We start from the raw sequence: 26,922 nt of genomic DNA, 5'->3' as shown, positions 1-26,922 counted from the left end.
AGACTTAGCCTCTGCTGAAGCAGTTTCTGCTCCTGTAATCAACGGTTAATTTCTACTTGGAATTGAGTTTAACAACTAAATAATAACTAGAAAGCACTCTCCTTTATTGGGGGGTGCTTTTTGGTGTGCGTGTTAAAATTAGCTTAATATGGGGAAACCGGAGTAAGTGATGATGAATGCCTATACCATTAACTTTGATTCTATCTTTACCATTACAGATAAACAGTTTTATCAATTGTGTACTAATAACCCAGAATTAGTGTTGGAGAGAAATAGAAAGGGAGAATTAATCATTATGTCGCCCACTGGAGGAGAAACTGGCAAAAAAAATGCCGAATTGAATGCGGATTTTGTCATCTGGAATCGTCAAAAAAAACTAGGATATATCTTCGATTCCTCAACCTGTTTTCGATTACCCATGGGTAGTAATCGCTCCCCTGATGTGGCATATATCAAGAAAGAAAGATGGGATAAGTTAACCGAAGAAGAAAAGATTAAATTTCCACCCATCGCCCCTGATTTCGTACTAGAATTAATGAGTAATACCGACTCCCTGAAAATGCTCCAAGAAAAAATGGCAGAATACATGGAAAGTGGAGTTAAATTGGGCTGGTTAATTAACCCAGACAAAAAAGAAGTTGAAATATATCGTCGAGGAAAAGAAAAGGAAATTTTAAGTAATCCTCAAAACCTCTCAGGAGAAAACGTTTTGCCTGATTTTATTTTAGATTTAACTGAAATTTTTTAACTAAAAAGCACTCTCCTTTATTGAGGATGTTTTCACTATTTGTGTACAGCGCACCTTAGCTCAAACAAAAAAATAAAATGCTAATATTATTTGTTGTTACCTATACACTTTAAAGCTGAGTCATTGTTATTTATGAAAAAAACTATCTTAATTTTATTTGTGCTTAGTTTTACTTTAGTAGGGTGCGATCGCGCCACCCTCGATGGTTTAAACTTAAGAATTAATGCCGATATTAGATCAGATTACGATAAACAAGAAGAAACTAGCGAAAACTCTAACAATAATTCAGAAAGTAATAATAACCCTAACATCAATACTTCTAGCCCCAACAACCATAATACCAGTAATGTTGTGAATGACCCTGATGGGGGAATACCCTTTAATCCCATCGCCAATTGTAGCCCTTCCGACATCACCAGAAGAACTAACGAAGAATTTTATAGCAGTAGGGGGCAAGTAAAATCCATTGACTCCAAAAACCAAGAAGAAGTTAACGCATGGAAAGAAATATATGGCAGAATTGAAACTGAATGTCAGAGCAATTGACAATTAACAATGGACAACGGACAATGAAAGTTATCCTCTCCATTCTTCTATCATTCCAATCCTTATGACAGATAAAGAACCTATTATTAAACTACGAGGAATCAAAAAATCTTTCGGTAAAAATGTCATTTTAGATGGAATTGATCTTGATATTTACCAAAGTGATGCGTTGGTTATTATTGGGCCTAGCGGTACTGGAAAATCTACGGTTTTAAGAATTATTGCAGGATTAATGGCACCCGATGAAGGAGAAATATTTGTCCATGGAGAAAAAAGAGAAGGATTAATTGATGATCATGATAATTCTATGGCCATTAGTATGGTATTCCAACAGGCCGCCCTATTTGATTCTTTAACGGTGAGGGAAAATGTCGGATTTTTTCTTTATCAACATTCCCATTTATCAAAGAAGAAAATAAAAGATATTGTCGAGCAAAGTTTGGAAATGGTAGGGCTACCGGGGAAAGGGGATTTATATCCGGCCGAACTTTCGGGGGGTATGCGCAAACGGGTTAGTTTTGCCAGGGCCGTTACATTTAATCCAGATAATCCTTTACAGTGTCCCGAAGTTATATTATATGATGAGCCTACTGCCGGTTTAGATCCCATCGCCTCAACGGTAATTGAAGACTTAGTCACCGATTTAAGGGCTTCTAGTGAGGCTTGTAAAACCTATGTTATGGTCAGTCACCAGAATAGTACCATTAGGAGAACGGGCGATCGCCTCGTATTCTTGTATAATGGTAAAGTTAAATGGCAAGGCAAAGTTAGGGAAATTGATACTACTGACAATGAATTAGTCAAACAATTTTTCAGCGCAAAAAGAGAAGGTCCAATTCAAGTAGTTTAATGAGGTTAGATTAAAATGGCAGGTTCGAGGTTAACGAGGGAAGGTTCTTTAGGTTTATTTATCATTTTAGGATTTATTTTATTTGGTGGTGTCATTTTTTTCCTCAGAGGTACTCAATTTCGTGAACAAAAATACGAGGTTAAATTACAATTTGACAATGCTGGAGGTTTGAGGGAAGGAGGTAGGGTTTTATTCCGAGGAGTAGAAGTTGGTACCATTGAATCTATTACCCCTAGTAATCAAGGGGTAGAAGTCATTACCAAAGTAGATCAAGATTTGAGAATACCGAAAAATGTCATCGCCCAAACCACCCAATCGGGTTTACTAGGGGAAGTTATTGTTACCATCGAACCTCAAGAGCAACTTAGCGAGGCTGCCTTAGAAATTAACCCCACTAGCCCGGAATGTCAGCAGCAACAACAACTCCTTTGCAGTGGAGATTCTATCCCAGGGGAGTATAGCGGTGATTTAATTGCCAATATGACAAGGCTTAGTACGGTATTTTCTAACCCTGTTTTTATAGATCAGCTTAATGATGCTATTGTTAACATTGCGATCGCCTCGGAAAATGTAGCCCAACTTAGTAGCGAGTTATCAAGTTTTACGGAAAATGCAGGGGACGACATCAATAAACTTTCTTCCGTGGCTGATAGTATTATGACAACCTCAGAATCTTTTAACAACGCCGCCACCAGCGCCACCACCCAAATTAATCGATTAGCTGATGATTTCAGCCAAACCAGTCGAGAAATAAATCAACTTGCCCAAAATACCAATCAACTTATTAACAGTAATCGGGCTAACCTTAATCAAACCATTACTACCCTCGCCGACACCAGCCAAGAAGTCGCCACCCTGATCAGAAATACTAATCGAGTGGTTACTAAAGTCGATCAAACCGTTGACAGTATTGATGTACCAAAATTCGGTGCAGACATTGAAAAGACTATCGCTAACCTAGAAGAAGTTACCAGCAATTTAACTGCCCTTTCCCAAGAATTAAATAACCCCACCAATCTTGTGGCACTGCAACAAACCCTTGATTCTGCAAGGGTAACCTTTGCTAACACCGCCAAAATTACCTCTGACATTGACGAATTAACGGGAGATCCTCAATTTCGGCAAAATATGCGTTTGCTCATCGATGGCTTAAGTAATCTTGTATCCTATAGCGATGTTTTAGAACAACAAATTCAACTAGCCCAACTGCTTCATCGCATGGAAGAATTACATTCTTTACAAACTCAAAATTCTGACTTAACCTTCACTAATCATAGACTACCCAAGGAGATTTCTTCTAATACCAATGAGTCTTTTAATAATATACTCAATATTAAAAATGTAGAGGACAAAGGTAATTAGTCCTTTAGCCCCCGATTTGTGACATGGTGCGATCGTAACTACCCTTAACCCCAGAATATCTTTCTTTAAAATTAATTTCAGGTTTTAATAATAGTAAATCTTGCACCTTTTTTTTAATCAAATCAATACTTTCTTTCTCCCTTAAAGCCTCTTTTAAATTTAATTGCCCTGTCTCATTGAGTAAACAAGGACGTAACCAACCATCAGCAGATAATCTTACCCGATTACAGCGATCGCAAAAACATTCCGACATCTGAGAAATAAAGCCAAGAGTACCCTTTCCATGGGGAATTTTAAACACATCCGCTGGCCCATTACCCTTAATATTACTCTCCTCCAAACCCCATCTTTCTCTAATTTTTTGTCTAATTTCCGCCGAAGGAATCCATGCTTTTTGATTAAATAATTCACCATTGCCAATGGGCATAAATTCAATAAATCTGACGTGCCAATTTTTGTAGATTGTTAACTGGGCTAAATCTAAAATTTCATGATCATTTATGCCAGGAATTATCACCACATTTAATTTTAAAGGATTAAAACCCACTTCATAGGCTTTCTGAATACCTAACCAGGTTTGTTGCCATCGACTTTTTCCATGATTACCAATAATTTGATCAAAAGTAGTCTCATCAAGAGAATCTAAACTGATATTAATTCTTTTTAATCCTGCATTATATAAAGATTGAGCCTGATGGGCTAATAAATATCCATTGGTAGTTAAAGATATATCCTTCGTGGCAGGAAAAGAGTTAATTTCTTGAATAATATCCACCAAATCAGGACGTAATAAAGGCTCTCCCCCCGTTAGTCTAAATTTAGTAAAACCGAGAGGAATAAATACCTTTTTTACTAAAGTTAATAACTCCTCTTTTGTCAAAAAATCCTGTTGTAAAAGATAATTTAATTCCTGATCTTCTGGCATACAATATTGACAGCGAAAATTGCACTTATCAATTAAACTAATTCTCAGGTAATCAATGGTATTCATAAATTAATTAAAAAAGGAGAGAAAACAAACTTTCTCTGAAAATTAAATAGAATGTTCTTGTAACACTTCTAAGGGAACAAATTTTAAAGTTTTTTCATGGGTAGAATCTAAAATAATTGGTGGTGCAACCCCCGCTTCTAGGGCTTCTTGCCATCGGGATACACATAAACACCATTTATCTCCTGGTTTTAAACCGGGAAAGTTATACATGGGCATGGGGGTTATTAAGTCATTGCCTTGATTTTTACTATATTCTAAAAATTCTGCAGTTACTTGGGCGCAAACTGTGTGTAAACCAAAATCTTCAGCCCCTGTATCACAACAACCATTACGATAAAAACCTGTGAGGGGGGATTGACAGCAAATTTCTAGGGTTTTTCCCAGTACATTTTTAGATTTTGTCATTATTAGCTTTTTTGTAGATTTTTACGGTAATAATGCCATGATACTCTTATTATACCGACATACTAGAATTTATTTCATTACTTAGATGCAGAAAGTACATTTTTAAAATTCTATTCTAGTAACCGATTTTAGATTCAATAGAGATAGAAATGAGATAGGGGAAGACATAAAAAGCAAATATAATATGAAATCTAAAAAAAATTGCTATAAATATAACTCGACTGGTATGTCATTTTAGAGGCTTTATTTGTTGCAAACATTTAAGTATTTCATATAAATAAGCAAAAATAAAATTTTCTCTCTATGAATAATTAAAAATTATAGCTAGATTGGTTATACCAAATCCGATTTAGAAAATATATCATCCCTCGCCTTGCAATGAATTACAAGGCTAACAATTTGTCGTTCAATAAATTGAACTAAGATATTAATACCGCTAATTTGTAAATGATCAAACGGACTTTATATTACTACTCAAAAATGTCTAGTTGAGTCATAATTTCCTCTCTATTCTCTTGATTAGAAGGAGTTAACTTTTTGATATTTTTACGCAAACCCATAGCGATTTTACTGTGTTTTTCAATTTGAGTCATCACCTGTTTCGCACGGCTAATGACAACTTTTGGTAAACCTGCTAATCTCCCAGCTTCGATACCGTAGGATTTATCAGCGCCCCCAGGTTTGACTTCATGAAGGAAAATTATTTCATTTTCTAATTCTTTTACCGTCACCTGATAGTTTGCCACATTCTCCAAAATAGAAGCCAACTCGTTCAACTCGTGGTAATGGGTGGCAAAAATGGTACGGCTTTGGATTTCGATGGCGAGATATTCCGCTACCGCCCAAGCGATGGATAACCCGTCAAAAGTAGCTGTACCCCTACCAATTTCATCCAGTAATACCAAAGATTTATCGGTAGCGTGGTTGAGAATGTTGGCGGTTTCATTCATTTCTACCATAAAAGTAGATTGCCCTGTGGCAATGTCATCCACCGCCCCTACACGGGTGAAGATGCGATCGCATATACTTATTTTTGCACTTTCCGCAGGAATAAAACTACCAATTTGGGTCATTAATTGGATCAAACCCACCTGACGTAAATAACAACTTTTCCCACTAGCATTAGGTCCAGTTAATACTATTAAATCAGGTATTTTTTCTGCCCCTAAAGAAGTAGAATTAGGCACAAACATTCCAAAACCTAATATTTTTTCCACCACAGGATGACGACCATTTTTAATCTTGATGGTACGATCTTCCGTAATTTCTGGACGGTTATAATCCTGATATACTGATAGTTCTGCCAGTCCGCTTAAGACATCCATAGCGGCGATCGCCCTTGCAACTTTCCTTATTTCGTCAGTTTTTTGTGCCACCGTAGAACGTAAATCCACAAAAATTTGATACTCAAACTTTGCCAAGTCATCTTTTGCATTTAAAATGCGATTTTCCTTTTCTTTTAACTCAGCAGTAATATATCTTTCCTCATTTAATAAAGTTTGTTTACGCTGATAATTTTCGGGAGCAAATTCCGCCTTAGAACGAGGCATACTAATGTAATAACCGAAAGTTTTGTTATAACCCACCTTTAAATTATTAACACCTATGCGCTCCCTTTCCGTCACCTCAAGATTAGCCAACCATTCCTTATCCCCATCAATTAAACGGCGCATCCCATCCAACTGCTCATTAACCCCATCTCGGATAATACCCCCTTCCTTCACGTGATGGGGGGGAGACTCCACCAACGAATCCACCACCTTTTTACCCAACTCCTCCAACTCAGAAGGCACATTTTGCAACGCTTGGAAATAAGGTGACTTACCCTCCTCTGCCAACTCCGCCAAATAGGTCAATTTTAATAAAGAATCTCCTAAATTGAGTAATTCCTTTGGATTTGCCGTACCAGCACCAACCCTGCCCGTAATTCTTTCTAAATCGTAAATACTCTTAAATAAACTCCTCATTTCTTCCCGTAGAGGAAGATTATCAATTAACTCGGCGATGGTATCCTGACGGGCAATAATAGCCGACTTTTTGAGTAAAGGTTGCAATAACCACCGTCTTAAAGCCCTTGCCCCCATCGCCGTACAAGTCTTATCCAAAGCCCACAATAACGAACCATGAAAAGTGTTATCTCGCACCGTAGAAGTGATTTCGAGGTTACGCCGTGAAGTGGCATCCAGCATCAAAAAATCAGCAATACTGTAAGTGCGAATAAGTTGCAAAGGTACTTGATTCGCTTTTTGGGTATCCTGCACATAATCCAGTAATCCTCCCGCCGCCCGAATGGCTAGGGGTAAATGTTCACAACCCACCCCCTCAAGGGATTTTAATTTAAATTCTAGTAATAACTTGGGTTTGGCTTCGTTAATATCAAAGGTTTTTTGCGATCGCAACGTATAACAAAAACAATCGGGAAGAAACTCCGGCAGATGCTCCGACTTTTGCCCCGGACGCAATAAACTATTAATATCAGGAGCATTCACAGGAAATAAAACCTCCGCAGGTTGCAACCTCAACAACTCCGTCGCCAAACTGGTTAAATCTTTATTCTGAGTAGTAAAAAACTCCCCCGTAGATATATCTGCATAGGCCAAACCCCAATGCTCTTTTGCCACCACCACCGCAGCTAAAAAATTGTTTTGCCGAGAGGGTAACATCTCATCATCCGTCACCGTGCCAGGGGTTAATAACTTAGTAATCGCCCGTTTAACTAACCTTTTCTCCGCCGTTGCCTTAGAAGCATCCTCCACCTGATCACAGATTACCACCCCATAACCCTTTTCTACCAACTGTCTAGCATAACGATCAAGCGCATGATGGGGTACTCCAGTCATGGCAATTCGGCCGACATTCTGCCCCGCATCCTTACTGGTAATAACTAATTCTAACTCTTGGGCAATGGTTACCGCATCTTGAAAAAAGCACTCAAAAAAGTCTCCCACCCTATATAGTAAAAGACAATTGGGATATTGTTCCTTAACCTCCACATAATGATGATACATGGGTGTTAAATCTTTAATATTTATCAATCGATAATCTTCGTGGGGAGCATTTCTAGTTGCTTTGGTGGTAACAATTTCGGTCATTAGTTATGGATATTTCCTGATTTTCTATATCTTATTATTAACTTAAATCAGGTTTCATAATCAAGGCAAAAGATATTAATTGCTTATTGTCAATTGTTTACACATTGGAGCAACTGGGATACAATCTATTTATAACTAATTATCCGAACTTGCTATTATATCAAACTCTTGAACTCAAAAATCTTACATACGAACAAACCGCTCATTTTCCACCTGATAAAGTAAATCCAACTGATACTGCATCGACTTCTCCACAATGACATAACATTCATTCACATAATCTTTATCCTTACTCGCATCCATACCATAATACTTAAAATAAATAGGAGGACATACACGGGTACGAATAGGATTAGGTAACGGAATATTAGGTAAAGGCCCCAACGCAATACCCCAAGGCAAACCGAAATAAATAGGGAACGTTTGAGGATCAAGATTTAAAATCCATTCAAACCAACCCAAATCATGAAAAGACTTCGCCTGTTGATATAAATCCGTCAATACATATAAGGTTTCATGGGCGCCCTTCGATACCAATGGCACAATGGGTAAAGAATACTTTAGGGCTAATTTGATAAAAGCCTTTCTACCCACCAACTTAATTTTATCCCTTTCCTCATAGGGGCGAAATACATCCTCAGCGCCCCCAGGATACACCAAAACACTTGCCCCAGACTCGATCGCCCTTATGGCCATTTTCGGGTGAGCAACCACAGCCCCACACTTTGCAGCCAAATCTATCACCGCACTATAAACCTTCCACGCACTAGGGTGCATCAGTCCATATACAGGCTTTTCTACCCCAAAACGTTTAAACCAGTCATACATCATCATGGTCATGTCAGGAGCCGCTAAACCCCCATTGTGCGAACCCACAAACAACACTTGACTATCGGGGATATACTCCCAGCCATCGGTTTTTACCTGAAAATAATACTTATATAAAAAATCCCAAAATGGCATTAATTTTTGAATAGTTTCTGGATCTCTATAATCTAAAGACCAGCCGAGTTGTTGATCTGACATGATAAAAATTGCTATTTTCTATTTCTAATTACCAATATTTTTTGAGGTAATATTATTTTTAGTTTACAGCAATTTTACAAAACTTAACACTTTAAACTTAGTCAATAGGGAATAGGCAATGGGCAATGGCAAAAGTAAGTAAAAATATTACAGTTTTTCCCACTGAGAAAAAGTCGCCGCTTGACCACAATAATTATCAGAATCATCAAACAAATTCCACATAGTAATATCTTTGATATGATATTGAATTCCCGTGCGAGAAATTCTGACTCCCTGATAATCAGTGACATAACCTTTAGTATTGGTTTCTTGTAAAAGTCTTTCCCTTTCTTCCCTTAATAAAAGTTCTGTAGTAGTGCGTGAAGGAGTTTTGGTCAGTTGTTCCCAAGTCATATCCCATAAAATTAAGCCTTTTTCGTTGCCATAATTATAAAGAGGATCTGATAATGTATTGTGAGAAAAAACCACCATGGGGGCATAAAAAAGATTTCTTGCCTCGCTTAATTCATCTCCTTTTCTATTAATTAATTCTTTGTTCAATAGTTTTTGGTAACTATTAAGAATTATTTGACTCCAGCTAATTATTTGTTGATTTTGCCAAATATTGATCATATTTAAATTATCTTTGATGTTTTATTGAATTTCCAATGCTGAAGGACTTTGATTATCAGTGTTGATCCGAACTTTGTACAAGAACAAAAAAACGGTTATCTAATCCTAATGTGGATAAATTTTTTGTTGTTGTCTTTGATACTCCATTAAAAAAAGGCTAGTGGCGATCGCAACGTTGAGGGATTCCACACCATTAAGCAGAGGGATTTTAACCTTCTCCGTTGCCAAAGCAGCCAAATCAGGAGACAAACCCCGAGACTCATTACCCATTAAAAAAATTGTCGGTAAAGAAAAATCAACTTCCCAAGGAGTCTTATTCCCCTCCAAGGAAGTCGCAATAATTTGATAACCCTTTTGCCCATAACTTTGCACCAGAGTTATTAAATCATCCTCCGCCCTCGCCTTAACCCTAAACCACTCTCCCGCAGAAGCCCTCATCACCTTAGGATTATCCAAATCCACACTATCCCCACTCAACCACAACATATCCACCCCCATGGCAACACTAGACCTTATAATAGTGCCTAAATTACCCGGATCTTGTAATCTTTCTAATACAACCCCTAACCTAATATTTTCAGGATCTTTACTTTTGCTATGGTATCGGGAAGCCGTAGCCAATACCCCATCAGGATTTACCGTGGTTGCCAGAGACTTCATCACCTCATCACTTACCATCTCCACCCTTTGGGCTTGATTCTGTAAAGTTTGGGCAAGAAGATAATTTTTATTTTGCCAGATAGGGGTAAATAATAAGGTATCTAGGGGGTAATTAACTTGAGAAGCCACATCCAATAAATTTGTCCCCTCCAATAAACAAAGATTTTGACGATGTCTTTCGGCAGGGCGTTGTAACTTGCGTATTTCTTTAATAAGGGGATTTTTGAGACTACTTAACACAATTTTTGGCAACAAACAATAAGCTCTCAATATTATACCCTTGCCCATTGCCCATTGCCTATTGCCCATTGCCCACTTCCATAACTAAACTTTTTCCACAAACCTCAATTATTTATACGGTGAATTAGTAGAAGATTGATGCCACGCCATGATAATCTTAAAAGTGTCAAATTTTATTATAAATTAAAGTTTACGAAAGTAAATAAAACTAAAAATCAGCATGGTTGCAACAAAAGAAAAAACTAACGTCGGTAAAATCACCCAAGTAATTGGGCCGGTGGTTGATGCTGAATTTCCTAGCGGCAATCTTCCCCGTATTTATAATGCGCTCCGTATTGAAGGAACTAACGAAGCAGGACAACCCGTAGCGGTAACTTGTGAAGTACAACAGCTTTTAGGTGATAACCAAGTTCGTGCGGTTTCTATGACTTCTACTGACGGTTTAGTTAGAGGTATGGAAATTGTTGATTTGGGTGAACCCATCAGCGTACCTGTAGGTAAAGCAACCTTAGGTCGTATTTTCAACGTTTTAGGTGAGCCTGTAGATAACAAAGGGCCTGTTAACACTAGCGAAACTTCCCCCATTCACCGTAAAGCTCCTGCTTTCACCGATTTAGATACCAAACCTACCGTATTTGAAACTGGTATTAAAGTTGTTGATTTATTAACTCCCTATCGTCAAGGCGGTAAAATCGGCTTGTTTGGTGGTGCAGGGGTTGGTAAAACCGTTATTATGATGGAACTTATCAACAATATCGCTATCCAACACGGTGGTGTATCTGTGTTCGGTGGTGTAGGCGAGCGCACCAGGGAAGGTAATGACCTTTACAATGAAATGATTGAATCTAACGTAATCAATGCGGATAATCCTGAGGAATCCAAAATTGCGTTAGTATATGGTCAGATGAACGAACCCCCTGGAGCTAGAATGCGTGTGGGTTTATCTGCACTCACCATGGCGGAATATTTCCGTGATGTTAACAAGCAAGATGTATTATTATTCATTGATAATATTTTCCGTTTCGTACAAGCAGGTTCTGAAGTATCTGCGCTTCTTGGTAGAATGCCCTCTGCGGTAGGTTATCAGCCCACCCTTGGTACTGATGTAGGGGATTTACAAGAACGTATTACCTCCACCAAAGAAGGTTCTATCACCTCTATCCAAGCGGTATATGTACCTGCGGATGACTTAACTGATCCTGCCCCTGCTACTACCTTCGCTCACTTGGATGGTACTACTGTATTATCCCGTGCTTTGGCTTCTAAGGGTATTTATCCTGCGGTAGATCCTTTAGGTTCTACTAGCACCATGTTACAGCCTAGCATTGTGGGTGAAGAGCATTACAACACTGCCCGTGCGGTACAATCTACCTTACAACGTTATAAGGAATTACAAGATATTATTGCGATTCTCGGTTTAGATGAATTATCTGAAGAAGATCGTCTAACTGTTGATCGTGCGCGTAAAATTGAGCGTTTCTTGTCTCAGCCTTTCTTCGTTGCTGAAGTATTCACTGGTAGCCCCGGTAAATATGTTTCTCTCGAAGATACTATTAAAGGTTTCCAAAGAATCCTTTCTGGTGAATTGGATCATTTACCTGAACAGGCTTTCTACTTAGTTGGTAACATCGACGAGGCGATCGCCAAGGGTGAAAAACTCAAAGGCTAAGGATAGCTAATTATTAGTTTGCGGGTTTTGTATCCGCAACATTACAAGGGAAAGACAGGATAAGTAAATAATATTCCCATGTCTTTCCTTTTTTTGAGAGAAATAAAATTATAAGTATTAAATTTTTTGTTTGAATTATGACTTTAACAGTAAGGGTAATTACTCCTGATAAGACTGTCTGGGATCAGGATGCTCAAGAGGTTATCTTACCTAGTGGCAGTGGACAGTTAGGAATTTTGACCGATCATGCTCCTCTTTTGACTAACCTTGATATTGGGGTTTTGAGAGTGCGCACCGAGAAGGATTGGAAATCTATCGCTGTAATGGGTGGTTTTGCTGAGGTGGAAAATAACGAAGTAAAAGTTCTTGTTAATGGTGCTGAGTTAGGGGAATCCATCGATAAGGAAACTGCTAAGGCTGACTTGGAAACTGCTGAAAATGAGTTAAAATCTGCAAACTCTGGGGGCGATCGCCTCGCACAAATCAAAGCTAATTCTAACTATAAAAAAGCTAGAGCTAGACTTCAGGCAACCAATAATTAATTTTTTCATAGGGTGGGCAATGCCCACCAAAACAATTGACAATTAACAATGGACAATTGACAATTATTTATTGTGTTTCAAACTCTTTAATTGTCAAATTATCAGGTAATTCATCTTTACTTTTTACCGCCACAGAAACCAAATAATTATCATTAATCTTACAGTTTTTTATCTGCCATTCTTCCCTGATTTTCGCCGAAGTAATTTCCACATTTTCACTTAGGAAATTATAACTTAATTCGATACTATCCAATCCCCCAGATAATCCCTCGCCAATAGCTTTTAAATAGGCTTCCTTGGCAGTCCAGAAGGTATAGAATAGTTGTGCTTCATTTTCGGGCTTTACTTGGTCAATAAGGGCATATTCTGAGGGGCAAAAAAATCTTTGAGCTAGTTGTTTAAACTTTACTTGTTTACTAATATTTTCTATATCTACCCCGATTAATTGATTGGAAATTCCGTAAATTATCCAATTATCAGTATGGGATAAATTAAAATATAAATTAGAATAATCTTTTAAAAATGGTTTTCCTTTTTGATTATAATTAAAGATAATTTTATCTGGATTTATATTGAGATGTTTACTTAAAATAATTCTTAAATTTGCCCTAGCGATGCAGGTGCGATCGCCCTGTAATTTATTCTTAAAACGTTCAATTTTATCTAATTCATCTGGCGATAAAAGAGATTTAAAATAGGTTAAATCCGAGGAAAAATTATTAGTATTCAATAAAAAAAGGTCAAGCATCGAAAAACTTTATAAAAAAAAAGCCCTTCTACTCCTCGACAGTGTCAAAGAATTAGAAAGGAGAGGGTAAAAAATATTTACCCAATAAAAATAAGCAAAAATTAAGAAAATAACTTTGCACCAATTAACACTTTACCATTACTACCATTGCCATGATTTTCCAACTCATGAACATTTTTACTCATCTCCCTAGCTTGGTGATAACTTTCAATTTCTCCTTTTTCAAAATACAACAAAGAAGCCTTGCGTAAATCGTCCACCGCCTTTTGTCTTTCTCCAGAATCTAGGTACAAAATACCCCTCTTATGATAGGCTTGGGCATGATTACCATCTTTCTTAATAGCTTCAGTATAATCAGCGATCGCCCCTGAGACATTACCCAACTTATGATGACTATTTCCCCTTTCATAGAAGAAAGTAGCAGAATCAGGCTTAACCCGTAACTCCTGAGATAATACTTCCACTTGTCGTAAATTAGTCACGATATCTTTTATTTCCTTAGTCTCAGCATTTAAGCTACTAACATTTTGATCCAAACTATCCTTAATATTATTCAAACGCTCATTAAGACTAAGTTTCAAATCCTCCACCTGATTACCAAAATCAGCCTTACCCATAACCATAGCTTCTTTTAACTCCCCATGGTTAGCCTCCACAATACCTTGTAAAGACTCAATTTTTTCCCCTTGACCATTAAAACCATCAACCAATCTTTCCTCAGACTGCTTACGGCTAAAAACATTACAACCAACCCCAATGGTAGAAGCCACAGACAAAGGCAATACTTGACCAGTAACCGCCGAGGCGATCGCCCCTAAAGCAGTAACACCCAAACCCACATAACCCAAAACATCAACTTGCTTATCCATAATCTTAAAAACCTCTCTTTATTAATCAACAAAAAACAAATTAAACCAAAACCGCACAATTAAGCTCAAAAATAGGAATAGCCAACTTAGCCTCCTCAGGAGTCAAAAACTGACGAATGGCCTTAAGCAGAACATCATAAGTATCAACATTATCATCCTCAAACTTATAAGCCTTAGAAATCGTCTGAAACCAGAGCAACATATTAGTCCGTAAACGCTCCATATCATCAAACAACAAAGCCGCCGCCGAATAACGTAACAAATCAATCAAATCTCGCTTACAAGTAACATAAAAATCCGTAAACTCAGGATTACGCTGTTGCTTACCAACCCTAACCGCCTCAATAATTTCATCGGCAGCATCCCTAATTTTCACATAAGCACTCATACGCAAATCCTTGGTTGCAAAATAATTATCTAAAAATTTGAGTTCATAATCTTCGGCATAACGTCCATCAGCCTCAAGGGTTAAATCCGCAAATTGTTTCAACATAATACCAACTCCTATTTTTTTATGTAAATAACTAAACAACATCTTCCGTCTGGGCAAGATACTGATTAACCTCACCCTTCGTATTTTGTAGTTGAGAAATCATCGAACGAGTAATCAACTTACCCTCCTCCACCAAGATTTTGCCAGAAATAGGGTGAAGGATATTTTTCTGGGCGCGTCTGCCAATTAAAGCATCCACATCATCAATTTGGCTCAAATACATCCCCGAAGGTAACTCAACCACCACCCCTTCGCCGATAACCCTAGCCTGACAAGCAAGACGAGAATTCATCTTACAAGTAGTAATTACCTCCAGAGTTCTTTTTTCCCGACGATTAAGGGGAGATAAACTATCCATTCCCTCCTTGATGTAAACGTGACAAGTGGAACACATTCCGCGCCCCCCACACTCTTGCATTACATCCAAATCATTTTTTAGCAAACCCGATAAAAGATTATCATTAGTTTGAATTGCTGTTTCCGTGCCGATAGGATCTAACTTGATTGTTTTTGCCACAACTTTAAAATAAACCTCTTAAAACTCAACTACTTATTTTTGTACAAAGATTATAAACTGGTCATTTCACTGCGGGAAAGCCGTTCCATAATGGTAGGATGATCATGCCCTTCCTCCAACCATCCCTCTGTCAGCTTGATTCTTTCGGCTAAACCAATAACAAAATAATTAGCCTCATGGCCCATAGATTCGCAACTGGTTTGCACACAGCCCAAATCTTCCCCCGTCAACTGACTAAAGAAAGCGCTCAAGATTCCTGCTTCGGGTTGACAAGAAAAATGCTTATCTTTGGGGGCAGCTGCCGCAAAAGGAGAATTAACGGTTTTTACCACTACAAAACCTTGGGGATAATAGTCAAAGTCAAATTCTGCTACTCCCCAACCATGGGTTTTCCAGCACTGTTTGAGGCAACTGATAAACTCCGCCATTTCCATCTGAGAAAGGGGACGTTCATAATATTCGCTCACCTCATTGATAAAGCGACGGTAAAAACTTTTACCCCACCAACGACCACAATTATGAAGCACCACACTAGAAGCCTGTCCGATTTCTTCCTCTAAGCCGTCATAAATGCCTTGTAGTAGTACCTCTGGCAGCGCGATGAGTCGAGAGCCTTGGCGGGTTTCTAATAGTCCTAATTCAAAGTCTCCCTGCACATAAGCATCGGGGGAAAAGTAATTACCCTTGAGGGGTTTTTTTTCAACTAAATCTGCAATAGAAATCATTAATTTGTCTCCCATATCTAAAAAAGTATTTTTTTTAAGCCCTGACGGTATCTTTAACTAAATATTCCTTGGCTTGATTTAAGAATGGCTCTAAATCTGCTATCTGGGAAGGGTTTAAGGCTTGTTTAAGTTCCGTGATTAACAGGGAATGAACCGCCGAGTCAATGGATTGAGATTCCCTAGCTTCTACAACGTCCGTTAGCCATTCTAAGAGGCGACGTTCTAAAAATTCGGGGTTATTGAGTAGCATTGCCATGGCGCTATATCTGGTAATTAATAGCCAATGTTGTAAGGAGATTTCGAGGGCTTTTTCTTGGCTATCGGAAAATTTGGCTACCAATTTATCTGCCACGATTTGAAAGATTTCAATTTCCCTATCTCGCAGAAGACGATAAATGTCCATTTTTCCCTGCAGACTGTTGATGCACTTAGAGAAGGTTTCTAAGTCGTTACTTTGTAGATAGTTAAATTCTGCTTCGTGGATGAGTAGTTGTAATTCTGGGTACATAATTTTATCCTTTACTAAAATAAATCAGATAAGTCATTCATTTTTAATTCGGAGAAGGGAGAGGGCGAATTGTTGGGCTTTTTCTCGATGATTGGTTCTTGGGCTATGGTTGGCTTTGTTTCTTGAATGGTTTGCGCCCCACTCCAAGGGAATCTTTGAAAAAAATCTCCTACTTTCATTTGTAAAGAAAGGTTAAGGGCGATCGATGAATCATTATTAGTGTTGAGGTGGGAAGTATAGGCAACCATTTTTTTGATGCCCTTCCAGTTATGGTGAGTGAAAAATTCTTCTACTTTTAAATTAAGGTTAGGGATAAAATCATCTGCATTAATTAATTCTTGACTGGTAGCAACAGATGAAGGTTGATTTCTCTTAATACCCCGCCAGTTGGCGTTGGAGAAGAATTGCTCAACACTGATGTTTGAAAATGTTGGTGTTAAGCTCATATTATTTTCTTAGTTCAATTTGTGTAGTATGGGTGGGTAAATAAATTATTTAAGATATTCACCATTGACTAATCTTTTTTGAATATCCTTTGCCCCTGCCCCTTCGTTGTGCCAGAAAGTAGCCGCATCAATGCGATCTTGTTTTCCTAACAAAAACTTACAATAGGTTTCACCCATGGAATAGCACTGAATCTCTATACAGTTTAGTTGTTTATTGATAAAACGGCTAAAAAATCCAGCTAATAATCCAGCGTAAATATGACATACTGGTTTACCAACATCCCCAAGGGTACGAGCCACAGCAGAATCGAAGATATTGACGAACATAAAGCCATTTTTTTGCTCACTCAAATCCACATCCCAGTTACCCCAACCTTGGGTAGTAAAAGGCCACCACCAGGCTTCTAAAACATAGAGTAAATTCATTTCGTGAACATCTTTGGGATATTCATATTCTTTTTGAAACCAATTGCAGAAGAAATCAGCATCACGAACTCCCCAAGCCTTACCGATGTTATACATCACAACGCTAGACGCCGGGCCTACTTCTTCTTCTAAACCTTCAATTAAACCGACAATGAAATCTTCGGTAACTAAAACGTTGCGGGATTCGTTCCAGTCGGTAATGTCTCCATTAATAGTATCGAAGTGGAAAAAGTCTTCTATGGTGTAGTGATCATGCTTTTTGGGGTATTGATTTTTCCAAAGATTTTTAGATATTTTTTCGACGATACGATTAGGTTTTGTAGGTGTAAAAGTCATAGATTTTTTGTCCTTAAATATTTGTTTTGTTTAATTTAAAACTATTTCAAAACCAACCTAAATACAGTTTAACTATGTTTACCTATGGTTAGGAGTTTCTTAAACATTTCTATACAATAATTAGGTTTTTGGAGTCTTTTCTTGAAGAAAGATAAAGTTTTACCCAAAAAGTTTATTTTTTTAGTAAGGATTGAATGGTTAAACTTTTTTCTTCAATTATGTTAGGTAAATCTTGAACGATTAGGGAACATTTAGACACAAATGAGTTACTCCATTTTTCTAACCATTTCAGTTGTATGGTGGTGGCTTGATGGTTGAGAGAGCCTGTAAAGGTTATTTTACAATTTTTATCCATGGAAAATTGTTCTAACCATTCAGCGTCGGGGCGGGATTGTTCAAAGTTTTTAGCAGTAATCATTCCCCCTAAATAACGGCTGGTGATTTTGGCGATTTCTTCAAAATTGGTGACAACATCAGCGATGGTAATTTTGTGGGCGACTGCCCCTTCAAAGGAGGATACTACAACCATTTTTAAACTCGCAGGGTCAAATCCTTTATCAAATCGGGTAGAGTTATCATACACTGCCCCCCGAAAGTCTGCTCCACCAATGTGAGTACCGTTGAGAAAAGTTCCGCATAAATCGGCTTTGAAAAAGTTTGCTTTGGTGACAAAACTACCTGTTAGGTATGCTTCTTTGATGTTGGCTTTACCTAGGTCTGCTTTAATTAAATAGGCTTTAATAAAGTATGCTCCTTGTAAATTTGCTCCTTTTAAATTTGTACCCGTCAGGTTTGCTTCGTTAAAGTAACAATCTCGTAAGTCTGCTTTGCTTAAATCCGCTCCTCTTAAGTCGGCATAACTTAAATCCGAACCTCTAAAATTTGCTCCTTTTAAATTGGCATTTCTTAGGTCAATTCTTCTTAATTGTAGTTTGGGGAAGTCTCTTTCTCCCCAATTATATTTGGCTTGTATATCTGCATTCACTGTGGTTGTCACCATATATATTGACTCCTAGTTTGAGGAAATTTTCCCGTTGCTATATACTTGTATTATTTTATAATAATCTTAGAAATAATAGTCTTTATCTGTATTAATTACTACTTTTATAACATTTTTATTGAGTAAAAGCTATGAATATATTTATTTTTTTACATTTATTAATTTAACTAAATATCTCTATTAATTTATGTTATTTTAAGTAAGTATTTTTACGGACACAGAGGCTACATTACCTTTACTTTATATAGTTTATGTAAAAATTATCCATTCTAATAATAAGTTTATTGCATAAATAAGAGTAGGTCTATATAGTTTTTTTTAATGGTAAAAATAGGCTTTATTTTTATAACATAATATCAATTTACCTTTACGTACTATCTTTGTGACTATTAATATATTTTGTCACTTACAAAAGTGATTTTAGGAATAAATATTAAAGTTATTAATTTTATGTTCAAGGTGATAGATGTTTGACAAGTTGTCTTTTTAGGAGATATTTGGAAAAATATTGGCGTATTTTGTGGATAGATATGCTGAGAGAAGATAATGGAAGTATTTCTTGATTAACCTTAGTTTTTATAGTTTTTCGTCTATTTTCATTAAATATTAAGGATATTGTATTTTTTGATACAGAAACAATGATGGTAAACATATGAATATCTATTAGTCATTGAATTAAATCATTAAGTCCTCTTGATTAAGGTGGACAAAAAACACATAAGAATCTGATTAACTATGGTGATAATGTCAAAAAAAGCGAAAGGGAAAATGTCTGGGTCTTATGACCAAGATAGTCTTATACTAAATTTTATGGGATGGTTAGGTAGCAAGTTACCTTCTTACTGGTTAGCTTGTATTCCTTTGAGTGCTTTAATTGTGGTGGTATGGAACACTGCGAGTCAGGCTCAGGGGTTAGACGGCCCTGAAAGTTTGGAAGAAGTCAAGGTAATTTTAGATACTATTTTCTTGCTGGTTTGTTCTATTCTGGTTATTTTCATGAATGCTGGTTTCGGGATGTTAGAAACTGGTTTTTGTCGTCAGAAAAATGCTGTGAACATTCTTGCCAAAAACTTAATCGTTTTTGCGGTTGCTACTATCGTTTATTGGGCCATTGGTTATGGCTTTATGTATGGGGATGGTAATGGTTTCATTGGTACTCAAGGTTTCTTCTTCAATGGTGATGGAACACCTTATGGAGATGATAATTATCCTGCGGCTGTTCCTGCGGCTATTAACTTTTTGTTCCAAGTAGCTTTTGCGGCAACTGCTGCAACTATTGTGTCTGGGGCGGTAGCTGAAAGAATTAAGTTTGATGCTTTTTTAATCTTCAGTGTTTTGTTGGTTGGTATTTCTTATCCTATCACTGGTCATTGGACTTGGAATGGTGGTTGGTTAGCGGAAATGGGTTTTTCTGATTTTGCTGGTTCTACCATTGTTCACTCTGTGGGTGGTTGGGCTGCATTAATGGGGGCGGCAATTCTTGGGCCTCGTCAGGGCAAGTATTCTTCTGATGGTCGTGTGAATGCGATTCCCGGTCATAATATGAGTATTGCTACTTTGGGTTGTTTAATCCTTTGGATTGGCTGGTTTGGTTTTAACCCTGGTTCTGAGTTGGCTGCTACTGCTAATGTACCTTACATTGCTTTGACTACTAATTTGGCAGCGGCGGCTGGTGGGGTTACTGCTACTGCTACTTCTTGGATTAAGGATGGGAAGCCTGATTTATCGATGATTATTAATGGTATTCTCGCTGGTTTGGTGGGTATTACTGCAGGTTGTGCTACGGTGGGTTATTTCAGTGCTGTTATCATCGGTGCGATCGCAGGTATCCTAGTGGTATTTTCTGTGGCATTTTTCGACCAAGTTCTTAAAATTGATGATCCTGTGGGTGCTACTTCTGTTCACTTAGCTTGTGGTATTTGGGGAACATTGGCTGTGGGTATTTTTGGTACTGGGGAAGAAAGCATTGTAACTCAACTCATTGGTATTCTTACTATTGGTGGTTTTACGGTTGTAGCTAGTACCATTTTCTGGTATGCCCTAAAAGCGACTGTGGGTATTAGGGTTCATGCTGAGGATGAAATTAAAGGTCTTGATATTAGCGAACACGGTATGGAGGCTTACAGTGGATTTGTGAAGGAGGCTGATATTCTTTCTGGAGGCTTTACAAGTTCTATGACTGGTGAGGTTTCTTCTACCACTGAGGGTTAATTTTTTTCTAGTATTTTACTCCTATTTATAATTTGTTTCCTCTTCTGAGTTGTCGGGGGGGGAAATTTTTTATGGTGATTTGGTTAAACTAATTAATAAGTTTATGTTGCATTTTTTATGACTAAAAAAGCTATTGTTTTATTATCAGGAGGTTTAGATTCTGCCACTAGCGGTGCGATCGCCCTTAAGGAAGGTTATGATGTAATAGCCTTATCATTTCGTTATGGACAAAAACATCTCAAGGAATTGGAAGCATCCCGCAATGTGGCCGAAGCCTTGGGCATCAAAGAACATTATATTATCGATGTGAATCTTTCTTTGTGGGGTGGTTCATCCCTCACCGATGCTAATATGAATATTCCTGAAGATGGGGTAAAAGCTGATGAAATCCCTTCTACCTATGTGCCGGGGCGTAATACGGTTTTTATCTCCATTGCCCTTTCCCTCGCCGAAGCCAAGGGTGCAGAGGCTATTTATTTGGGCATTAATGCCGTGGATTATTCAGGTTATCCCGATTGTCGCCCCGAATATTTAACCGCCTTCCAAAACCTCGCCAATCTTTCCTCTAAGGTGGGTATCGAAGGAAAATCCCCCCAGTTAATAGCTCCCCTTGTAACTTTATCGAAAGTAGAAATAGTACAAAAGGCGATCGCCCTTAACGTGCCTATTGAAAAAACATGGTCATGTTATCAAGGAGGAGAAACCCCTTGCGGAGTGTGCGATTCTTGCCGTATCAGAAATAAGGCTTTGATAGAAGCTGGTTATCCTGAATTAGTGGGGTAAACCCGAAAAGAATTATTAAGTAATGTAAAGTTATAATAAATAGTAGCAAATTAATCAAAAGATAGGAATAATAATTATGGCTCTTAGTGTAGGCACCAAAGCCCCTGACTTTACCACCAAAGATGATCAAGGAAACACCATCTCCCTAAAGGATTTTGCAGGAAAAATCGTGGTAATGTACTTCTATCCTAAAGATGATACCCCTGGTTGTACCAAACAGGCCCAAAGTTTCCGTGATAACTACGAAGAATATCAAAACAAAGACATGGTAGTTTTGGGTGTGAGTGTGGATGACGAAGCATCCCACAAAGCCTTCAAGGAAAAGTATGGTTTACCTTTCCAGCTTTTGGTTGACAGTGATAAAGCTATTACTAAAGCCTATGATGTGGATGGCGGTGGTTATGCCAAACGTGTCACCTATATTATCAACGGTGAAGGGGTTATCACCCATGTAGATAGTAGTGTACAAACTAGCACCCATGCCCAAGATGTTTTAAAAACCATTGGTTAATTATCTGTCATGGTAGGGGCGTTGTCTCTACTGGGCAATTTTTGGCGGTGGGAGATGGCTTAAATGAGTAGTATCGGCTTGTATTTCCCACTGCCATTGCTTGTTAACATAGCGAAGTTTACTGAGGCTACACAGGGGTATGGTTAGGGGTTGATAGTTTTTATTTAGTAAAGCCTTAATTATCCCTTGGATAGCGACACTATGCCCTACTATGAGGGAGTTAGGATACTTTGTTAGTATTTTGCTAGTGGTGGCGGTGCGCTGATATATTTCCTCTAAAGTTTCAGGATATTGGGGATATATCTGAGGTTGATAATTCCAGTTGATTATATCGAGATATTTTTTTTCGAGGTTATCAGGGTATTGGGTAAGGGGTGGGGTGTCCATCCAATCCTTATTATGCCATTCTCCTAGTCCTGATTCAATGTTAATGGATAAGTTAAGGGCGATCGCAATGGGATAAGCAGTTTGTATCGCTCGTAAAAAAGGAGAACAAAAAATATATTTAATAGGTTCATTTTCTAATCTTTTCGCCACTGCTTTAGCTTGAATTATGCCATCTTCCGATAAGGGCGGATCATATTTTTTTTCAGCATGATTAAACCATTCAGGATAGACAAAATCATGCCTGTTACCATGTCTAACAATCCACATATTTATTTAACCTCAGTTCGGGATTTGTCAGTATAGTAGGGGACGTACCATGGTACGTCCATACAGGCTTCTGGTTGCAGGTTACAGGTAATAGTTTATTAATTGTCAATTATTTACACCTTTACAAAGGTAATTCATGGCAAGGGAGGTGATGAAATCGGATTTGGTATTACTTAATCAGGATCGTTTTCTTTTAGCCTTCCAAGTACCCCCATAACGATAATAAGGATTATTTTGTGAAACTTTTTGCCAACAGTCTGGACATACTTGATACCATTGCTCACTATTATCCCACTGAATACGATAACGAATTTTTACTATTTGACCACATTTATGGCAAGATTTTCCCTGTTGAGACATTATTAACAAAGCTAAATTTTCACTAAAAAGGGCAGAAAATCTGCCCTCTAAAACATTATTGTAGTGTGGTTATCTACTGAGAAAGGGTACGACGTTTAAATACCATTTCATAGGCTTCGATAATATCTCCCTCTTTCCAGTTACCAAATTTATTGATACTGATACCGCATTCAAAACCCGATGCAACTTCTTTCACATCATCTTTGACACGGCGTAAAGAGTCAAGATTACCATTATAGATAACTTCCCCATTACGTAATACCCTGATAAAGCGGTTACGAACTACTTTACCTGATAGCACGTAACAACCAGCCACAGCGCCCTTACCCACAGGGAAAACGGCACGAACTTCAGCTTTTCCTAAACCTTCTTCTACTTCTTCAGGATCTAGTAAACCTTCCATGGCTCCTTCAATTTCATCTAATAACTTATAGATGACGTTATATTCTCTGATGTCCACCCCTTCTTGTTCGGCAGCTTGACGGGCATTTGGGGCAAGGGTGGTGTTAAAACCAATGACCACTGCACCACTGGCGGCCGCTAAATCCACGTCTGTTTCGGTAATTTCTCCTGGACTAGAGAGCAGTACACGGATTTGAACTTCTTTTTGGGGTAGTTGTTTTAGAGAGCCTAAAATGGCTTCCACTGAACCTTGGACATCGGCTTTGAGAATGATATTTAATTCCTTAAGTTCCCCTTGTTGTGCTTGGGCAGAAAGGGTACTTAGGGTTACTCGACGGGAAGATAAGGCTTGTTGTAAGCGACTGTTTCTATCTTCAGCTGCTCGACTTTCAGCGATCGCCCTTGCTTCTTTTTCACTAGGATAAACATCAAACTCATCCCCTGCTTGGGGAACTTCATTTAAACCAAGAACCTCCACCGCAAAGGAGGGACTGGCTTCTTCTACTTTTTCCCCACGGTCATCGATCATGGCACGGATTTTACCAGCCACAGAACCCGCCACAAATACATCTCCAACCCTCAGAGTTCCATTTTGTACCAATAGGGTAGCCACAGGCCCTCTGGCTCGGTCTAAATGGGCTTCAATAACTGTACCTTTAGCGGGGCGATCGGGATTTGCGGATAAGTCTTCTACCTCAGAGACTAAAACAATCATTTCCAATAGGGCATCGAGATTTTCCCCGTTTAAAGCACTAACAGGCACCATTACGGTATCCCCACCCCAATCCTCGGGAACTAGCTCTAATTCGCTCAATTCTTGCTTAACTCGGTCGGGATTGGCCTCTGGCTTATCAATTTTGTTTATAGCTACCACGATGGGAACTTTTGCGGCCTTAGCATGGCTAATGGCTTCTCTGGTTTGAGGACGAACCCCATCATCGGCGGCCACTACCAAGATAGCAATGTCAGTAACTTTAGCTCCCCTTGCCCTCATGGCGGTAAATGCTTCGTGACCGGGGGTATCCAAAAATACTACCTGCTGGGTTGTTCCCTCATGCTCCACATCCACATGGTAAGCACCAATGTGCTGGGTGATGCCTCCTGCTTCTTTTTGCACCACTTTGGTATTACGAATTGAATCGAGGAGGGTAGTTTTACCATGGTCAACGTGACCCATAATAGTGACCACAGGAGGACGATTAGAAAGATTATCTAAATCGGCTTCGGCTAACATTTCAGTTTTAATGGCGCTGGCTTTTTGTTCCTCTGTGATTACCGTTACCCCTAATTCTTCTGCTACCATCTTGGCGATTTCAAGGTCAAGGGTTTCGGTAATGTTAACCGCAATGCCTTTGAAGAATAGCATTTTAATAATTTCGGTATCAGGGGTATTAAGCATATCAGCTAACTCCCGCAGAGTAAGACTTTGCTTAAGGGTAATTTCCTGAGGAACTTCTTTTTCTTGTTTTGGTTTTTTGTTACTTTCGTTGGATTTGTTGGAAGAACTATTATCAGAGCGATCTAATTTTGGTTTTTGACGACGGGGGGCTTTGGTGCGATCGGCTGGTTTAGGAGCTTTACTCGCAGGTTTATCAGGTCTTGCTAAGGCTAAGTTTAAATTATTTTCTGAGTCGTTATCTCCATCAAGATAATCAATTAAATCGTCATCATCGTCTTCAAGTACAAAGGAGCGACGTTTTTTCCCTGATTTTTTATTTTCTTTACCACTATCGTCATCATCTTCCCACACCGCAGGGGAATCTTTGACTAAGGGTTTTTTAACTTTTTGCTTGGTGCGTTTTGGTTTTTCTAATAATACGGGTTCATTATCGAAATCATCTTCGGTGTTATTTTGAGTATTATCAAGATCATCATCTAAATCGGGTTCTGGGGCGATCGCAACGGGGCGTTCGGGGGGCTTTTGTAACTTAGGTTTTGGCGGAGATTTTATGGTTTTTTTCTCACTATCTCCCTTGGTGGCAACGGGCTGAGCCACTTTTTTTTCTTGGCTTTGATCAGAATCCGAGCTTTGTTCTTGTTTATTTTTAGCAATTTTTGAAGGCTTACCCTTAATTTTTGGTTTGGGTTTTCTGTCACCTTCAATAGAATCCATTAATTTCGCCACAGAGCGAGGCTTACCAGAGGGCTGTTCTTCTTTCTGGGTTGGAGCTGAGGGAGGAGAAGGAGGCCGTTTAAGTTCAGGTTTGAAACTACTTTTATCATCGCCATTTTGAGCATTTTTCTCAGGACGAGGGGGAGGACTCTTAAGGTCCCCTGTGGACTTGTTTTCTGGAGATGGTGCTTTGGATTTTCCTTGATCGACGCTAGGACGTTGGGGACGAGGAGGACTTAAAAGAGTAGGGGTATCTTGATTATCATTTTTGCTCTCTGGAGATTGCCCAGACTTTTGTTCTTGGTCACGATTTTTCTTATATAAGGCAACAATCTCTAATTTTGGTTTATTGGTTTTGGAGTCTGGCACTTGATTTTTCTTTTTTTGATGGTCTTGGTTTTTCCCTTTCTTGTTGTTTGACGATGTCATACGATAATTCTTTGCGGCTTCTTTAATGCTCTGTGCTTGAGATTCAGAGATGGTACTACTGTGAGTTTTTACGTCAATTGATAATTGAGAACATATTTCTAGTACGTCTTTGTTTTCTAATGCTAGTTCTTTTGATAGGTCGTATATTCTTATTTTTCCGTTTTTCATCCAAAAATTGCCCTAAGTCTAATATATTATAATTTATTTTATGTTGGTTTATTCTTTATTTTAATTGAGATTTGTTTTCTTCGTTATCTCCACGGTTTTTGGGAGAGAAAACTATATGTTACATTTTCTTAATATTTTTTAATTGAATGAGTCTAGTGGTATTTTTTTAGCCTAACATCTACTTTTTAATTGATCATAAATTTCAGGGGGCATAGTAGTTCGTAAAGTCCTACCTAGGCGCTTTTTTTTCTGAGCAATGGTGATACACTCAAGGCGAGGACAAACATATGCCGATCTTCCCATACCTTGGTTAATGGTGATGTGGTGGCTGGGAAAGTTTCTCACAACTCGAATAAAATCGTGTTTAGAGCTTATCAATCCACAACTTACACAACGACGATAATTTTTTGGGGGCATTTTTTCTTTTTAAAACAACAATGGTGGAAAAAATATGATTTTTCCGATGGAGAGAATATATAT

General features: G+C 38.3%; 28 protein-coding genes. 9 read left to right on the top strand and 19 right to left on the bottom strand.

What is annotated here, in order from left to right; genetic code table 11:
- Positions 1-172: 172 nt before the first annotated feature.
- From IQ215_RS06020 to IQ215_RS06005, 4 genes are all read left to right on the top strand, one after another.
- Entirely contained in the window at positions 173-748 is a 576-nt protein-coding gene (locus tag IQ215_RS06020; protein ID WP_193800415.1) for a Uma2 family endonuclease, read from the top strand.
- Positions 749-880: 132 nt separating this feature from the next.
- Complete coding sequence (locus IQ215_RS06015; protein ID WP_193800405.1) at positions 881-1,294, top strand: hypothetical protein; 414 nt, start codon at positions 881-883, stop codon at positions 1,292-1,294.
- Between the two features lie 64 nt (positions 1,295-1,358).
- Positions 1,359-2,144, top strand: a complete 786-nt coding sequence (locus tag IQ215_RS06010) for an ABC transporter ATP-binding protein (protein ID WP_193800404.1) — start codon at positions 1,359-1,361, stop codon at positions 2,142-2,144.
- A gap of 15 nt (positions 2,145-2,159) precedes the next feature.
- On the top strand, positions 2,160-3,506 hold the full coding sequence (locus IQ215_RS06005; RefSeq protein WP_193800403.1) for an MlaD family protein: 1,347 nt from the start codon (positions 2,160-2,162) through the stop codon (positions 3,504-3,506).
- Positions 3,507-3,510: 4 nt separating this feature from the next.
- Here the strand turns inward: IQ215_RS06005 and moaA are convergent, their stop codons facing one another.
- From moaA to IQ215_RS05975, 6 genes are all read right to left on the bottom strand, one after another.
- A complete protein-coding gene (gene moaA, locus IQ215_RS06000) occupies positions 3,511-4,497 on the bottom strand; it encodes a GTP 3',8-cyclase MoaA (RefSeq protein WP_193800402.1) in 987 nt (328 codons plus the stop codon).
- Between the two features lie 42 nt (positions 4,498-4,539).
- A complete protein-coding gene (locus IQ215_RS05995; protein WP_193800401.1) occupies positions 4,540-4,902 on the bottom strand; it encodes a DUF2237 family protein in 363 nt (120 codons plus the stop codon).
- Between the two features lie 470 nt (positions 4,903-5,372).
- Entirely contained in the window at positions 5,373-7,994 is a 2,622-nt protein-coding gene (mutS, locus tag IQ215_RS05990) for a DNA mismatch repair protein MutS (RefSeq protein ID WP_193800400.1), read from the bottom strand.
- Between the two features lie 183 nt (positions 7,995-8,177).
- Entirely contained in the window at positions 8,178-9,020 is an 843-nt protein-coding gene (locus IQ215_RS05985; protein ID WP_193800399.1) for a glycerol acyltransferase, read from the bottom strand.
- A 147-nt stretch (positions 9,021-9,167) separates the two neighbouring features.
- On the bottom strand, positions 9,168-9,632 hold the full coding sequence (locus IQ215_RS05980; RefSeq protein ID WP_193800398.1) for an MEKHLA domain-containing protein: 465 nt from the start codon (positions 9,630-9,632) through the stop codon (positions 9,168-9,170).
- A gap of 105 nt (positions 9,633-9,737) precedes the next feature.
- The gene (locus tag IQ215_RS05975) at positions 9,738-10,532 is read right to left on the bottom strand and encodes a TrmH family RNA methyltransferase (protein ID WP_193800414.1); all 795 of its coding nucleotides are present in this window, start codon (positions 10,530-10,532) and stop codon (positions 9,738-9,740) included.
- Between the two features lie 220 nt (positions 10,533-10,752).
- Between IQ215_RS05975 and atpD the strand changes: the two genes are divergently transcribed.
- A complete protein-coding gene (atpD, locus tag IQ215_RS05970) occupies positions 10,753-12,201 on the top strand; it encodes a F0F1 ATP synthase subunit beta (protein WP_193800397.1) in 1,449 nt (482 codons plus the stop codon).
- Between the two features lie 137 nt (positions 12,202-12,338).
- Positions 12,339-12,743: an ATP synthase F1 subunit epsilon gene (atpC, locus tag IQ215_RS05965; RefSeq protein WP_193800396.1), complete on the top strand. Its 405-nt coding sequence runs from the start codon at positions 12,339-12,341 to the stop codon at positions 12,741-12,743.
- A gap of 67 nt (positions 12,744-12,810) precedes the next feature.
- Here the strand turns inward: atpC and IQ215_RS05960 are convergent, their stop codons facing one another.
- The 9 genes from IQ215_RS05960 to IQ215_RS05920 form a co-directional block, all read right to left on the bottom strand.
- Complete coding sequence (locus tag IQ215_RS05960; protein WP_193800395.1) at positions 12,811-13,491, bottom strand: 4'-phosphopantetheinyl transferase family protein; 681 nt, start codon at positions 13,489-13,491, stop codon at positions 12,811-12,813.
- A gap of 101 nt (positions 13,492-13,592) precedes the next feature.
- Entirely contained in the window at positions 13,593-14,360 is a 768-nt protein-coding gene (locus tag IQ215_RS05955; protein WP_193800394.1) for a tetratricopeptide repeat protein, read from the bottom strand.
- A 40-nt stretch (positions 14,361-14,400) separates the two neighbouring features.
- Positions 14,401-14,853: a hypothetical protein gene (locus tag IQ215_RS05950; protein ID WP_193800393.1), complete on the bottom strand. Its 453-nt coding sequence runs from the start codon at positions 14,851-14,853 to the stop codon at positions 14,401-14,403.
- Between the two features lie 31 nt (positions 14,854-14,884).
- Positions 14,885-15,370, bottom strand: coding sequence for a 2Fe-2S iron-sulfur cluster-binding protein (locus IQ215_RS05945; protein WP_193800392.1), 486 nt, complete (start codon positions 15,368-15,370; stop codon positions 14,885-14,887).
- A 50-nt stretch (positions 15,371-15,420) separates the two neighbouring features.
- Positions 15,421-16,095 carry a V4R domain-containing protein gene (locus IQ215_RS05940; RefSeq protein ID WP_193800413.1) on the bottom strand — a complete coding sequence of 225 codons (675 nt, stop codon included), beginning with the start codon at positions 16,093-16,095 and terminating at the stop codon, positions 15,421-15,423.
- A gap of 34 nt (positions 16,096-16,129) precedes the next feature.
- Positions 16,130-16,603: a phycobilisome protein gene (locus IQ215_RS05935; RefSeq protein ID WP_193800391.1), complete on the bottom strand. Its 474-nt coding sequence runs from the start codon at positions 16,601-16,603 to the stop codon at positions 16,130-16,132.
- Positions 16,604-16,617: 14 nt separating this feature from the next.
- Complete coding sequence (locus IQ215_RS05930; RefSeq protein WP_193800390.1) at positions 16,618-17,049, bottom strand: hypothetical protein; 432 nt, start codon at positions 17,047-17,049, stop codon at positions 16,618-16,620.
- A 45-nt stretch (positions 17,050-17,094) separates the two neighbouring features.
- The gene (locus IQ215_RS05925) at positions 17,095-17,811 is read right to left on the bottom strand and encodes a V4R domain-containing protein (RefSeq protein ID WP_193800389.1); all 717 of its coding nucleotides are present in this window, start codon (positions 17,809-17,811) and stop codon (positions 17,095-17,097) included.
- Positions 17,812-17,983: 172 nt separating this feature from the next.
- Entirely contained in the window at positions 17,984-18,811 is an 828-nt protein-coding gene (locus IQ215_RS05920; RefSeq protein ID WP_193800388.1) for a pentapeptide repeat-containing protein, read from the bottom strand.
- A gap of 768 nt (positions 18,812-19,579) precedes the next feature.
- On the opposite strand from IQ215_RS05920, the gene IQ215_RS05915 reads away from it, so the two are divergent.
- From IQ215_RS05915 to IQ215_RS05905, 3 genes are all read left to right on the top strand, one after another.
- Positions 19,580-21,022 carry an ammonium transporter gene (locus tag IQ215_RS05915; RefSeq protein ID WP_193800412.1) on the top strand — a complete coding sequence of 481 codons (1,443 nt, stop codon included), beginning with the start codon at positions 19,580-19,582 and terminating at the stop codon, positions 21,020-21,022.
- Between the two features lie 117 nt (positions 21,023-21,139).
- Positions 21,140-21,805, top strand: a complete 666-nt coding sequence (gene queC / locus IQ215_RS05910; protein ID WP_193800387.1) for a 7-cyano-7-deazaguanine synthase QueC — start codon at positions 21,140-21,142, stop codon at positions 21,803-21,805.
- Positions 21,806-21,881: 76 nt separating this feature from the next.
- Positions 21,882-22,316 carry a peroxiredoxin gene (locus IQ215_RS05905; RefSeq protein WP_193800386.1) on the top strand — a complete coding sequence of 145 codons (435 nt, stop codon included), beginning with the start codon at positions 21,882-21,884 and terminating at the stop codon, positions 22,314-22,316.
- Between the two features lie 27 nt (positions 22,317-22,343).
- On the opposite strand, the gene IQ215_RS05900 is transcribed toward IQ215_RS05905, so the two are convergent.
- The 4 genes from IQ215_RS05900 to IQ215_RS05885 all read right to left on the bottom strand — a co-directional run bounded on the left by IQ215_RS05900 (position 22,344) and on the right by IQ215_RS05885 (position 26,859).
- Positions 22,344-22,970 (bottom strand): histidine phosphatase family protein, encoded by a 627-nt coding sequence (locus tag IQ215_RS05900; protein WP_193800385.1) that lies wholly within the window; start codon positions 22,968-22,970, stop codon positions 22,344-22,346.
- A gap of 177 nt (positions 22,971-23,147) precedes the next feature.
- On the bottom strand, positions 23,148-23,330 hold the full coding sequence (locus IQ215_RS05895) for a hypothetical protein (protein ID WP_193800384.1): 183 nt from the start codon (positions 23,328-23,330) through the stop codon (positions 23,148-23,150).
- A gap of 73 nt (positions 23,331-23,403) precedes the next feature.
- On the bottom strand, positions 23,404-26,442 hold the full coding sequence (infB, locus tag IQ215_RS05890; RefSeq protein WP_193800383.1) for a translation initiation factor IF-2: 3,039 nt from the start codon (positions 26,440-26,442) through the stop codon (positions 23,404-23,406).
- 171 nt (positions 26,443-26,613) lie between these two features.
- Positions 26,614-26,859, bottom strand: a complete 246-nt coding sequence (locus IQ215_RS05885; RefSeq protein WP_193800382.1) for a YlxR family protein — start codon at positions 26,857-26,859, stop codon at positions 26,614-26,616.
- Positions 26,860-26,922: the final 63 nt, after the last annotated feature.

Source organism: Cyanobacterium stanieri LEGE 03274, from assembly GCF_015207825.1.
Classification (GTDB): domain Bacteria; phylum Cyanobacteriota; class Cyanobacteriia; order Cyanobacteriales; family Cyanobacteriaceae; genus Cyanobacterium; species Cyanobacterium stanieri_B.
This window is presented reverse-complemented; position numbering and strand designations above follow the sequence as displayed.

Coding starts and splice junctions, on each gene's coding strand:
- moaA (WP_193800402.1), bottom strand. CDS start 4,497: ATGAATACCATTGATTACCTGAGAATTAGTTTAATTGATAAGTGCAAT.
- IQ215_RS05995 (WP_193800401.1), bottom strand. CDS start 4,902: ATGACAAAATCTAAAAATGTACTGGGAAAAACCCTAGAAATTTGCTGT.
- IQ215_RS05950 (WP_193800393.1), bottom strand. CDS start 14,853: ATGTTGAAACAATTTGCGGATTTAACCCTTGAGGCTGATGGACGTTAT.
- IQ215_RS05885 (WP_193800382.1), bottom strand. CDS start 26,859: ATGCCCCCAAAAAATTATCGTCGTTGTGTAAGTTGTGGATTGATAAGC.
- IQ215_RS06010 (WP_193800404.1), top strand. CDS start 1,359: ATGACAGATAAAGAACCTATTATTAAACTACGAGGAATCAAAAAATCT.
- IQ215_RS05930 (WP_193800390.1), bottom strand. CDS start 17,049: ATGAGCTTAACACCAACATTTTCAAACATCAGTGTTGAGCAATTCTTC.
- IQ215_RS05960 (WP_193800395.1), bottom strand. CDS start 13,491: ATGCTTGACCTTTTTTTATTGAATACTAATAATTTTTCCTCGGATTTA.
- IQ215_RS05925 (WP_193800389.1), bottom strand. CDS start 17,811: ATGACTTTTACACCTACAAAACCTAATCGTATCGTCGAAAAAATATCT.
- IQ215_RS05900 (WP_193800385.1), bottom strand. CDS start 22,970: ATGTGGATTGTTAGACATGGTAACAGGCATGATTTTGTCTATCCTGAA.
- IQ215_RS05980 (WP_193800398.1), bottom strand. CDS start 9,632: ATGATCAATATTTGGCAAAATCAACAAATAATTAGCTGGAGTCAAATA.
- mutS (WP_193800400.1), bottom strand. CDS start 7,994: ATGACCGAAATTGTTACCACCAAAGCAACTAGAAATGCTCCCCACGAA.
- IQ215_RS05935 (WP_193800391.1), bottom strand. CDS start 16,603: ATGTACCCAGAATTACAACTACTCATCCACGAAGCAGAATTTAACTAT.
- IQ215_RS05905 (WP_193800386.1), top strand. CDS start 21,882: ATGGCTCTTAGTGTAGGCACCAAAGCCCCTGACTTTACCACCAAAGAT.
- IQ215_RS06005 (WP_193800403.1), top strand. CDS start 2,160: ATGGCAGGTTCGAGGTTAACGAGGGAAGGTTCTTTAGGTTTATTTATC.
- IQ215_RS05955 (WP_193800394.1), bottom strand. CDS start 14,360: ATGGATAAGCAAGTTGATGTTTTGGGTTATGTGGGTTTGGGTGTTACT.
- infB (WP_193800383.1), bottom strand. CDS start 26,442: ATGAAAAACGGAAAAATAAGAATATACGACCTATCAAAAGAACTAGCA.
- atpC (WP_193800396.1), top strand. CDS start 12,339: ATGACTTTAACAGTAAGGGTAATTACTCCTGATAAGACTGTCTGGGAT.
- IQ215_RS06020 (WP_193800415.1), top strand. CDS start 173: ATGAATGCCTATACCATTAACTTTGATTCTATCTTTACCATTACAGAT.
- IQ215_RS05895 (WP_193800384.1), bottom strand. CDS start 23,330: ATGTCTCAACAGGGAAAATCTTGCCATAAATGTGGTCAAATAGTAAAA.
- IQ215_RS06015 (WP_193800405.1), top strand. CDS start 881: ATGAAAAAAACTATCTTAATTTTATTTGTGCTTAGTTTTACTTTAGTA.
- IQ215_RS05920 (WP_193800388.1), bottom strand. CDS start 18,811: ATGGTGACAACCACAGTGAATGCAGATATACAAGCCAAATATAATTGG.
- IQ215_RS05915 (WP_193800412.1), top strand. CDS start 19,580: ATGTCTGGGTCTTATGACCAAGATAGTCTTATACTAAATTTTATGGGA.
- atpD (WP_193800397.1), top strand. CDS start 10,753: ATGGTTGCAACAAAAGAAAAAACTAACGTCGGTAAAATCACCCAAGTA.
- queC (WP_193800387.1), top strand. CDS start 21,140: ATGACTAAAAAAGCTATTGTTTTATTATCAGGAGGTTTAGATTCTGCC.
- IQ215_RS05985 (WP_193800399.1), bottom strand. CDS start 9,020: ATGTCAGATCAACAACTCGGCTGGTCTTTAGATTATAGAGATCCAGAA.
- IQ215_RS05940 (WP_193800413.1), bottom strand. CDS start 16,095: ATGATTTCTATTGCAGATTTAGTTGAAAAAAAACCCCTCAAGGGTAAT.